Here is an 11,281-nt window from a genome sequence, read left to right as displayed (position 1 = left end):
GTCTTCTTTCCAGCCTTTGGCTATTTCTTCCACCGCTGCACTTCGCACAATCAAATTATCATCAGATTGTGCTTTTTGTTTCAGCAAAGGTAAAGTGTCTGGGTCATCTTTCCAGCCTTTTGCTAATTCTTGCACCGCTGCTTGTCGCACATCCGAATCGTCATCAGATTCGACTTTTTGTTTCAGCCAAGGTAAGGTGTCTGGAGAATCATGCCAGGTTGTCGCAATTGCCGCAACCGCTTGAGTACGAATTTCCCGAACTAACTGGGCTTCCTCTTCATAGGATTTATAATAATAAGGTAAGTCATACTGAATTAACCCCTTTAACTGATTCAGTAATTGAGTCGCTGTTGATACAATAACCGAACGATTCCGCACCTCAGACAGACAATCCGCCGCTAGAAACACATTAATAAACTGTTCCTCTTCCCCCGGCTGATTCCTCAAATAATCCAGAATCTCCCCAGCTAACTTTGGCTCAATCATCCCCACAATTAGCCGTAACACTTCATGCCAAGACTCATCCTGCCAATGCTTACCAAATACCTCGGTTTTCAACTCATCCAGAGAAATTGTTCGTTCTTTCTCAAACTGCCAAACATATTCCCAGGCGCAGAAATATTCCAAAAATGTCCGATGTACAAACGCATAATAATCTGCCCCCATGAAACATAATATAAAATTCCGTTCCCGCAGTTGCTTAATCATCACCCTAGCCACCGCCCTGGAATTATTAATATCTAGGGTTTTCAGATAATCCGTCAAAATTCCTTCTAACTCATCCGCCGTAATCAGATTACCTGCCAACCCTTTCTCCGCTGCTTGCATCTGATAAGCCACCCGACGCAGCATCGCCTGTTTATCTTTATAATCAATCGTTTGAATTTCTAACTGCTGATGTTCGACTAACGCCCGTTCTACATCCCATTGATGCAGCAATACTCGCGAGGCTTGGTTGTATAATTCCGGTCTATCTCTGGGTAATTCCTGATTGCGATTTAATATTGCCATCATGGTTAGCAATAAGGGATTTCCAGCCAGTTCGCGAATCGCTTTTGATGTATTAATTGCCCGTTGCAGTCGTTCTCGCTTCCGCTGTTTGTCTGCTTTATCGGTAAAGGTTAAATCATGCCAACGGGTAATAAATTCCTGAATCTGATCCGCCTCTAAATCTTGCAACATAAAATGCTCAAACTGGGCATCTCGTAACCGCTGCGGTTTATAACTAATCACGCGAGAGGTGACAATTACCCGCACATCAGGATAGTTATTGGTGAAGCGATGAATATCAGTAATTACATCCTCACGTTTTCCCGGATCAAATACCTCATCCAAGCCATCAAACATGACTAAAGCATTTCCGACTTTTAACTGTTCCACCAGTTGATGCTGATTCAGATGACAGACAATTCCACTGCTATCATGGAAAAATCCCAGGAAATTCTTACATTGTCCCACGTCGCGATTTCGCATATAGGTGCGTAATTCAATCAGCAGGGGAATCGGCTGTAAACTGGCGTCATTGGGTGCAGAATTTGCCCAATCTAATGCCAAATATTGCAACAAGGTGGATTTACCTGAACCCGGATCACCGAGAATCACCAGATAGGGATAGTTGTCTTTATCTTGAATAATTTCTCTGATAGAACAAATCGGCTGTTGAGAATAAACCTGTTTATATTCGGTTAACTCTTCGATGGATATCTCTGTATCAAGTTGATTACTCTCTCGCAGTCGCCGCTGATGTTCCTTGGGGAGTTCATAGACTTGGGGGACTATCTGATGAACTTGTCGCACATTTTGCGGAATGAATATTTGCCCTAGTTTCAGTTCATTATAGGCGCAGCCTGTTGTATCTAAACTGGATAGGTTTAAATGACTGTAGCGTTCCCGTAATCCTTCTTGATATTTGGTTATATTAAAATCGGGAGTAATTCTGGCATTGTCTCGAACCTGTTGTTCTATGGATTCTAGAATCTCTAATTCTAAAATTGCTTTTAACTCTAGCGAATTGCGGACAATGCGTTTCACCTCTTTGAGATAGGGTTTAGTAATCTCCTCCCAGTTAAACCCAGTTGGCATATCGGGAGAATAGCGCTGTACCCAGATTATCCTTAATTGATTGGCGTCGATGACTCGGCAATCTTTTTCAAAGGCTTTTCCTAACAGGGGTTTGACTTCATCGTCTCGGATAAACCGCTCAATTTCTAATTGATAGATATCTCTAACTTTGGCTTCAGTTAACTCACATTCAAATAATAATTCATCTTCGATGAGTTTGAGTAATTGCTGTAAAGCCTCACCCAGCGCTTTTTTCAGGACATCGGGTTGGGCGGATTGCACTCCGGTTTTAATGCAGTCTTTGAAAAAATCTTTAACATAGTCTTCTAAAGCTTCCCTCCCCAGTTTCAGGAGGATGTCCTTTAAGAGTAAATCCTTTAGGATAGAAACGCCCAGCGCTGTCCAAACTTCCACCATGCTGTTATGCCTACAGGATGCTTTATATCGTTTTATCTTATAGTAAGACATTGAGGGGTTGATAAGCTGAAATGCACCTAATTTACATATCCCGGCTGGCAGAGATGCCTACCCCACAAGAGTTAGGCTTTTTTGGGTTATACAGTTTAAATGCGGAGCAGCTTAGTTGGATGAGATCCTTATGTGGGGACGCAAGCCTTTATGCCTGTCAACTTAAGCGCAAAAAGGAAGCAATACCTTGATATAACCCTCCCCTTATCAAGGGGAGGGAACTGGAAGGGAAGGTTTCCCCCCTTAACAAGGGTAAGGTGGTTTCAAGATTAAGGCGATAATCTTTGATTTGGTGTGGGAGGATGTCACTGTATTCTTAAGCTGTAAAGCCAACGGCAAAAAGTAGAGACGTTGCAGGCAACATCTCTACTCTAGTTTTAATTCAGTTGGAATGCCATCAGTCGTTAACGAGTTGCCAATCCAACTTCTGTCGCTGAACGGTACAACATCGAAAGCTGACGGTTTTTGAGGACTCGTTGCTGCTTGCTCATCCGAGAACGAGCTTTATCTTGACTGGACACTAAAGTGGGTGCTTTTTCTGACGCAACACCATTATTAGCAACAGTCCCCGGTGTTTGATAACGAACGCCGCGATATTGCAGGTTGACTCGTGGTTGTAACACTGGCGGATTTTTCAAATTGCGGAATCGCCAGTCCCAACCCCGGTACTTACCACCAGCCTTTGATTCGACAGTTTCTACCGTAGGGGCATTGTATTCGTATTTGTTTCCGCGATAAGTAAGTTTCATGGTCTTCGCCTCGTAATGTAACTGTAGTGAGATGAGGCGCGTTCCTTCGGGAGTTGTCCCTACTTCCGTCTCCCCAATCATCCTTCACGGCTAATTGATAACTGATTGATGCCTAGAGAGATGAACGATTTATTTGTTCTGTATCTATTTTTACGGTTTTTCCAGGAATTGTCAACTTTTTAACAAAACTTTACCTTTTGAGGGTTTCCTGGGGCGATTGTCTAACACCACAATTTCCAGTATCAGACGCTAAGGTGATTAGTATGAGTGATCAAAGTAAAGGGTTCAAGGTTGTTGCCGATAATCGGCAAGCACGCTTCCGCTATGAGATTTTAGAGACTTACGAAGCGGGCATAGAATTAAAAGGGACAGAAGTTAAGTCCATTCGCGAGGGTCGGGTCAATTTGCGAGATGGGTACGCCCTGGTTCGCAATGGTGAGGCTTGGCTGTTGAACGTACATGTCTCGCCGTACCAAAGTAGCAGCCTCTACTTCAATCATGACCCGCTTCGCACCCGTAAACTGTTGCTGCACAAGCAGGAAATCAGCAAACTTGTGGGCAAGGTAGAACAAGAGGGGTTAACGCTGGTGCCGTTGAAAATGTATTTGAAGCGAGGCTTGGTGAAAGTGAGTCTGGGTCTGTGTAAGGGTAAAAAATTGCACGACAAGCGTGAGACCATTAAGCGGCGTCAGGATGAGCGGGAAATGGCGCGAGTCGTTCAGCGTTATTAAATACTCACCGGTCAAAATTATCTCTCTGCTTCCCAACAAGGGCGGGTTTAGTTAAGTTATCGGACATCGACAGAACGTTATCGGTAAAACCCGCCCCTACAAAAAGGAAAATATTTCATAGTCTGATAATTTGGTAGGATTACCACGTCACTCGCCCATCTAACTGCTGAAGTAGATCAGGTCCAACACCTGAAACCCGGTCAAGGTCAGCTAATGACGTGAATGGCTTTTGCGATCGCGCGGTAATAATTCGCTCCGCTAGTTTGGGTCCGATTCCGGGTAGCGTTTCCAGTTCTTCCTGGGTGGCGGTGTTGAGGTTGACTATCCCCCGAAAACTTGGGGCGTTCGGATCATTTGCCTGAGTAATTTGGTCACAGGATTGCTGCTGGTTCTGAATCCTGCGCTGCACCGCCACGGGAACCCCCAATATGGCATTCCTGTAGAGGCGTTCAAATTCACGTTCAAAATGAGCAGCAACTAGAGGACTATTAATTACCAACAGTGTCTCGTCATTTTGAGTATTGGCTGAGGCTGACCAATTATGAGACCCTGTAATCACTATTTTTCCATCTACCATCCCAAATTTATGATGTAACAGATCGCCGGATGGGAGTTGGGGAACACCGACTGTGGCGATCGGATCTTGCCAAGGGCGATTACCGACTTCATAGCGACATTGATGACTCATCGCCACACCTAATAAATCCAGTCCTTCGCTGTAGTAGCGATAGGCAAAACTGGGGTCGATTAACGCCTTAATTTGGACACCCTTTTCGTGGGCAGTTTGTAACCGATTTGCCAGTCGCTGTTCAGAAAAGACAAATAACGCCAGGTCAATGGTTTGGGTGGCGCTTTGCAGGATTTGCTCAATGAAACCATTACTGCTTTGACTCCAAGGTTGAGTCGGTGACGTGGGCGAAAATTTGACCGCCAGAGTGGTATCGCCGAGTATAACCTTTTGTATAGGGCGTTGTGGCTTTTTGAGACCAAACCGACTGTCGGGTGCGCCATCGGGTCCATCTCCCCACATCTGGTTAAATTCTTCCGTAAAGGAATTGGCTAATTCCACACTCTCAATTTTGAGGAGATTGTTAGCATTACCCCGACTATCCGGTGCTTGAAAGTCGCCATGAATATCACTGGTGGTAAAGTTAGCGGATGTCACCATAACTGTATATCCATCCACCACGACAAACTTATGGTGCATTAAGCCGCTACCTTGAGAGCCATCGGCTGTATCGTCTAGGATAGGAACGCCAGCATTTCGTAAAATAACTAGAGCATCTCGCTGATTAATTTCAGTGGGAGTCAGCTTGCCATCGTTATTACGGTCAATTAACCGTAAATTCTCTTGGGCGCGATCGCGTTCCCGAGGCGGAAGATTAGCGATATCTTGAGCTGAGACTTCACTCCAGGGGCGGTTGTAGGTATTTTCTAAGATAACTCTGACCCTAACCCCTGCTTGATGTCGTTTGACCAAGGCTTGAGCAATTTGCGGCAAGCGTAACTCTTGAACCGCAACATCGACCGTGGATTGAGCCGTCGCGATCGCTTGGGCAATAATCTCCTCTAAATTATCGCCCGGTCGAGTCACCAAGCGATAGGGTTCCTTGTAGGTTGTCGAGGGGGAATGGTTAAAGTAGACCTGAACAAAGGGATCTTGGGGTAAGGGAGGCGGACGGTGAACTTGAACTGGAGGAGGTTGACAAGCGGACAGAGTTAGGACAATCAGCCAGATGATACCTTGATGCCAGTATGATTGTGTCATTGAATCTCGATTAGATTCATTTATTGCTTTGATTATTTTTTATCATCTATGGGGACACAAACCTAGTAGGCTGTCAATGGAAATTCATCGATTGAGACAAACCGGAGAAGCTAGGAAAGTATAAGGTACAGGTGACTCTGATGCATTTGACTAGAACGGCTGGTCGGTGTTTTTCTGATTCAGTTGGAAATAAGACTCAATGATTTGTCCCTATTGAACTAACATAAAAATACAATGAACAACTTAAATCACGTTTTCCACAACCTGAATGGGGGAAATCACTATCAGGAAGACAACATGGTCACGTCCAGGGTTTGAACCCATACCACCGTTCTATGTCGAGACGAAAAAAGACATTTCCGTGCGGTCATAAGGGGTATGGTCAAACCTGCCACCGATGTGAGCAAGAAAATAAGGCACGGGAAGCTAAAAAGCAACAAAAGCAAGAATGGGAGTCTACTTTTGACAACGATCCCATTGATTTAAAGGATTTGCCCACCCATGTCGTGGTCAAAGCCCGTGCGATTATTGCCGGATTGGAAGAACAAAAGAACTACCGAGAGTTTGGCGGTAAGCGACTACGCCACAATCGCTGGATTGTCAGTATCCCGGTTACCCGTAACTACCGGATGATTTGTCATGACTACGGGAGTTTGTTGGTTCCCTACGCTGTCTTGTCTCACGAGGACTACAATGTGGATAAACCGGGCGAGTAGAGGGAGATGGGGGAGATGGGGGAGCAGGGGAAGCAGGGGGAGATGGGGGAGCAGGGGAAGCAGGGGAAGCAGGGGAAGCAGGGGAAGAGGATTACCCATCAACCATGAACCATCAACCATGAACCATCAACCATGAACCATCAACCATGAACCATGAACATCAACAAATGACATAAACGAAAGACAAATGACAGTATAACTATGCAAATCTATCTCGATTACAGCGCCACGACACCCCCCCGCCCAGAAGCGATCGCGGCGATGCAAGGGGTGTTGACTCAGCAGTGGGGTAATCCCTCTAGCTTACATGAGTGGGGACAACGGTCTGCCACTGTCGTGGAACAGTCGAGAATGCAAGTGGCTGGCTTAATTAATGCACCAGCCGATGCGTTGATTTTTACCTCAGGTGGTACAGAGGCAGATAATTTAGCCATTATGGGGATTGCTCAAAACTACAGGACACCCCAGCATATTGTAATTTCTAGCCTGGAACATTCCGCGATCGCTCAACCTGTGCGTTGGTTGGAAACCTGGGGCTGGCAAGTGACTCGATTGCCTGTGGATAGTGAGGGGCGAGTAAATCCCCGTGACTTGGAAGACGCCCTACAACCGAATACGGTATTGGTTTCTGTAATTTATGGTCAAAGTGAAGTGGGGACGCTACAACCAATTGAAGCATTGGGGCAAATAGCCCAGGATAATGGGGTATTGTTCCATACCGATGCGGTACAGGTGGCTGGACGGTTACCTATTAATGTACGACAGTTGCCGATGGATTTGCTGTCAATGTCAAGTCACAAGATTTATGGACCTCAAGGAGTAGGGGCGCTGTATGTACGTCCTGGGGTTGAATTAGTGCCACTATTGTGGGGTGGGGGACAGGAAAGGCAACAGCGTTCAGGGACACAGGCTGTTCCCACGATCGCCGGATTTGGTGTCGCCGCCGAATTAGCAACAGCAGAACTAGCAACAGAAACACCTCGATTAATTCAGTTACGCGATCGACTATTTAATCAACTTAGCGACATCCCTTACTTAAAACCCACTGGTTCGCTGCGACATCGCTTACCGCATCATGCTAGTTTTTGCCTAACCAATATCCCAGCATCTCAATTGGAGGGAGTAACAGGCAAAACGATGGTGCGTCAGCTTAATCTGGCAGGGATTGGCATTAGTGCGGGTTCTGCCTGTGATAGTGGTAAACTAAATCCCAGTCCGATTTTATCGGCAATGGGCTACAGTGAGCCAGAGGCATTGAGGGGCATTCGCCTGACGTTGGGGCGACAAACCACCGAAGCTGATGTGGATTGGACGGTGATGGTACTCAAGCAGGTTCTAGTCCGGTTATTGCCAAAACCTGTACTATTAAACGTTTGACAATCCGGTTGTGATCCCAAATCCGGGGAACGCTACCCCCGTTATAACCCATTCCTTACCTTGCGGACTACCCTTCGGCAAGGCTTCGCATACATTTGTATAGCAGCGATTTCAATCGCCTCCTCTTGCTGGGGACTGTCAACCCTTCCCCACTGCTGATATAATTTGTTATGCTAAATAAACGAAGTTGCTGGTGTAGCTCAGTGGTAGAGCAGCTGATTTGTAATCAGCCGGTCGCAAGTTCAAATCTTGTCACCAGCTTAGTGTCACTCTTAGGTGCGGATAGGTCAGTGCGGACAGGTCAATTACAGGAAAGTAGGCAGTCTGTTGATCATGCTTTCCCGGCTTACCCTGCTGGTACGTGAAAAGCTGATTCAACCTGACCAGAAATTTCGTGGTAAAATGGGTATCTGTACTGAACAGACCAAAATACTGATTGCTCAAAAGTATTCAGTAGAGTTTCAGAGCCTGTTTTTCAGATAAAAGTAAGTAAACTATAGATGGATATCAAACTGATTTTAGTGGTCTTAACCATTCTTTTTACCGTATCTTCTCTGATTTTTGGCACTAAGAACGGGTTCTACGATTCAGATAACTATCATGGCAACGGTTCAGCCCACTAATCTGGGATAAGCTAGCCCAGATATTTACGAGATCATATTGAGCAGTAGCCTGCTGCTCATATACCGTCTGTTTGTATACCGTCAAGACACTCGTTGGTTGATAGAATCAGGTTTTCTAGACAGTTAACCGAAAAGATTAGGCTAAAAATGCTGAGGAATAAGGCTTAGAAGCATTGTCGATGTATTTATGGTTCTTCAAGTGAGTTGGTTGTCAAGCAACTGGCAAAGCGCAGAACTGTCTTCTCAAAGTTCATGAGCAATCAACGCCCAGTGAAATCCTCAGCAGAGGATGAGCAATTAGCCTGTTTTGCCTATGGTGTTGGTCATGGTGCAGAGGGAGTTTGTTTGCTGATGCAAATGGGACCCCACCGCATCCTAATCGATTGTGGGTTAGAAGACATTTCGCCTCTAAAAGCTCAAGCTAATTTGCCGGCGGATGTGGTTTTATGTAGCCACGCCCATAGCGATCATGCCCAGGGGTTGCTAGCACTACACCAAGCATTTCCGCAATTACCAATTTACGCCAGTGAAGTCACAACTCAACTATTACCCCTAAACTGGACGCATTTACCGGCAAAGGAGATTCCCGGATTCTGTCAAGCGCTTCCTTGGCGATCGCCGATTGAATTCCGAGAAGGATTAAGCGTACAATTGTTTCCCGCAGGACATCTACCGGGAGCCGCCGCATTTTTATTAACCTATACCAGTCCAAATCGCACCTATCGACTCCTGTATACAGGTGACTTCTTTATCTCAAATTCGCGGTTGGTAGAAGGGTTGTCCATTGAAGCCTTACGAGGTATGAACCTAGATGTCTTGATTGTCGAAGGAAGTTATGGGACGGCGCGACATCCACATCGACGGCAACAAGAAAATCAACTCGTCGAACGGATTGATCAAGCACTGGCGGAAAATCGCTCTATTTTGCTACCAGTACCCACCTTGGGTTTAGGTCAAGAAATCTTGATGCTGCTGCGGAGTCATCACCAGTTTACTGGACGCAATCTGGATATTTGGGTGGATGGTACGGTTGCCAAGGGATGCGATGCCTACTTAGAACTCCTACCTCATCTCCCCCCATCGGTACAAAACTTTGCTCGCCATCAACCCTTGTTTTGGGATGAACGGGTGAAACCGCGTGTACGTCGCTTAGATGAGCAGCAACGAGGTGCGATCGCTCAAAACACCAGCATTGTTCTAACGGACGAAACGGCTGACTTGAGGGTTTACTGTCATCCCAACCCCACATCTTGGACAGTGCTGCAACCCGAACGCCTGAGATATCCGCCTCCAACCCATGAGTTGGGTAGTACGGATATAGAAACTTATCTGTTAACTGAGCATAGTGATTGTTTAGGAACCACTCAGTTAATCCATAATCTTCGTCCTCAACATATTATTTTTGTTCATGGCTCTCCCATGTATCTGGCTGACTTAACGGGATTGGAAGAGTTACAAAATCGCTACCATCTCCATACCCCATCCTCAGGAACTCTAATCGAACTGCCAATTGGAGAGACATTTATACAGCCAGCACCACCACCAGAAACTAATTACGAAGGAGAGCTAACCGAGTTAGGTACGGTGGTTACGATCACGTTACCAGAGGCAATTGCGGCTGACCCGCGCTGGCAAGATTTTGCGGATACAGGTTTAGTGGAAGCTCGTTGGCAAGGAGAGGAACTGGTATTACGCGGCTTATCCCAACGTGAACTGCTTAATCAGAGCAGTTCGGTGAAGATGCCTGCTAATATCGAGTGTTGTGCCAACTGTCGCCATCAACGGGGTCAGCGCTGCTGGAATTCTGCCTCTCCCCTCTACTCTTTTAAAGTTACACCAGAGGGATATTGTCCAGTGTTTGAGCCGACCGCACCTCCCCCAGAAACTTAGTTAGAAAATATCCCCCTGTAGGGACGGGTTTTACAGATAACTTATGGCGAGAACTTTGTCGGGGCGGGTTTATTCATATCTGGGTGCAACCCTGAATGATAGTAGTAAAACCCGCCCCTACATTAAACCCGCCCTTCTAGAGGAACAGAGGAGCGGGGGTAAATAAAGGAAGGACAAATAGCCAATGACCAATGACACCTAATTTTTTACTCTTGATTTGACTCAGGGAAGCGCGGGTGAATTTGTTCCGCTTCTGGACAATCGTCAGACACGAGCGGGTCAAAATTTCCTCGTGTCACAGAAGCCAGTTTTTGAGTAACTGAACCGATGCTTTCTAAGCGAACCATTTCCTCCCAGGAGCAAATTTCGTCTTCTTCGTCAGTTTCGTAGCGAATGGTGACTAAATCCCCTTCAATATCAACAATATGAGCGCGTTCAATCCAACGTTGCTGATCCCGCAAGAAAATACAGACCTCACGACCATCGCAACACAGTTGATAAATCTTGCGGTGTAGCATATTTTGCTTCTCCTAAGCAGATAACTCTTCCAATACGTCTGGGAGCAAGTCGCCCCGGTCTTTAGGATAATTCAGGGACAGTTTTTATCCAAGCTTAACTTCGGATAAGCTGACTCAGTTTTCCCTCGTCAACGACGATATCCCTACTATCGTTATACTTCTCGGTCAATACTTAAAAGTTTAGCTGGCATTTCACCGGAATTTGGATCATCAATTCAGGATATTTTTCACTAGACAGAAAAAACCTTAAGATTTTCAACGGAATCGGGAAAACGTTGGCTATAATTTGGCTCAAGGTAAAGGTGGAGAGCAATTTCACCTGTGAGCAAATAACCGATATTTGAGGGATTGGCATTGGTAAAGAGCCACACAAAGGAAAG

General features: G+C 45.8%; 8 protein-coding genes, 1 tRNA gene and 1 riboswitch. Of the genes, 5 read left to right on the top strand and 4 right to left on the bottom strand.

Features of this window, described 5'->3' with window-relative positions; translation table 11 throughout:
• On the bottom strand, positions 1 to 2,478 hold a 2,478-nt coding region (locus tag ACLFWI_RS18190; RefSeq protein WP_446414084.1), incomplete at its 3' end, for an NACHT domain-containing protein.
• Positions 2,479 to 2,933: 455 nt separating this feature from the next.
• Positions 2,934 to 3,278 (bottom strand): DUF4278 domain-containing protein, encoded by a 345-nt coding sequence (locus ACLFWI_RS18185; RefSeq protein WP_446409932.1) that lies wholly within the window; start codon positions 3,276 to 3,278, stop codon positions 2,934 to 2,936.
• A gap of 35 nt (positions 3,279 to 3,313) precedes the next feature.
• Positions 3,314 to 3,407: riboswitch (Glutamine riboswitch) on the bottom strand.
• A gap of 134 nt (positions 3,408 to 3,541) precedes the next feature.
• Here ACLFWI_RS18185 and smpB point away from each other — a divergent pair.
• Positions 3,542 to 4,009, top strand: coding sequence for an SsrA-binding protein SmpB (smpB, locus tag ACLFWI_RS18180; RefSeq protein WP_446409931.1), 468 nt, complete (start codon positions 3,542 to 3,544; stop codon positions 4,007 to 4,009).
• A 139-nt stretch (positions 4,010 to 4,148) separates the two neighbouring features.
• Here the strand turns inward: smpB and ACLFWI_RS18175 are convergent, their stop codons facing one another.
• A complete protein-coding gene (locus ACLFWI_RS18175; RefSeq protein ID WP_446414083.1) occupies positions 4,149 to 5,777 on the bottom strand; it encodes a phospholipase D-like domain-containing protein in 1,629 nt (542 codons plus the stop codon).
• A 335-nt stretch (positions 5,778 to 6,112) separates the two neighbouring features.
• Between ACLFWI_RS18175 and ACLFWI_RS18170 the strand changes: the two genes are divergently transcribed.
• From ACLFWI_RS18170 to ACLFWI_RS18155, 4 genes are all read left to right on the top strand, one after another.
• Positions 6,113 to 6,493 carry a DUF7682 family zinc-binding protein gene (locus ACLFWI_RS18170; protein WP_006101069.1) on the top strand — a complete coding sequence of 127 codons (381 nt, stop codon included), beginning with the start codon at positions 6,113 to 6,115 and terminating at the stop codon, positions 6,491 to 6,493.
• 201 nt (positions 6,494 to 6,694) lie between these two features.
• Positions 6,695 to 7,870, top strand: coding sequence for a cysteine desulfurase family protein (locus ACLFWI_RS18165; protein WP_446414082.1), 1,176 nt, complete (start codon positions 6,695 to 6,697; stop codon positions 7,868 to 7,870).
• 189 nt (positions 7,871 to 8,059) lie between these two features.
• Positions 8,060 to 8,131, top strand: a tRNA-Thr gene (locus tag ACLFWI_RS18160).
• A gap of 614 nt (positions 8,132 to 8,745) precedes the next feature.
• Complete coding sequence (locus tag ACLFWI_RS18155) at positions 8,746 to 10,383, top strand: MBL fold metallo-hydrolase (protein ID WP_446414081.1); 1,638 nt, start codon at positions 8,746 to 8,748, stop codon at positions 10,381 to 10,383.
• A 206-nt stretch (positions 10,384 to 10,589) separates the two neighbouring features.
• Here ACLFWI_RS18155 and ACLFWI_RS18150 read toward each other — a convergent pair whose 3' ends face one another.
• Positions 10,590 to 10,901, bottom strand: a complete 312-nt coding sequence (locus ACLFWI_RS18150; protein ID WP_006103541.1) for a DUF6679 family protein — start codon at positions 10,899 to 10,901, stop codon at positions 10,590 to 10,592.
• Positions 10,902 to 11,281 lie beyond the last annotated feature (380 nt).

The organism is Coleofasciculus sp. (assembly GCF_046539235.1).
Taxonomy (GTDB): Bacteria; Cyanobacteriota; Cyanobacteriia; order Cyanobacteriales; family Coleofasciculaceae; genus Coleofasciculus.
The sequence above is the reverse complement of the archived record's forward strand: the minus strand, read 5'-3'. Positions and strand labels throughout refer to the sequence as shown.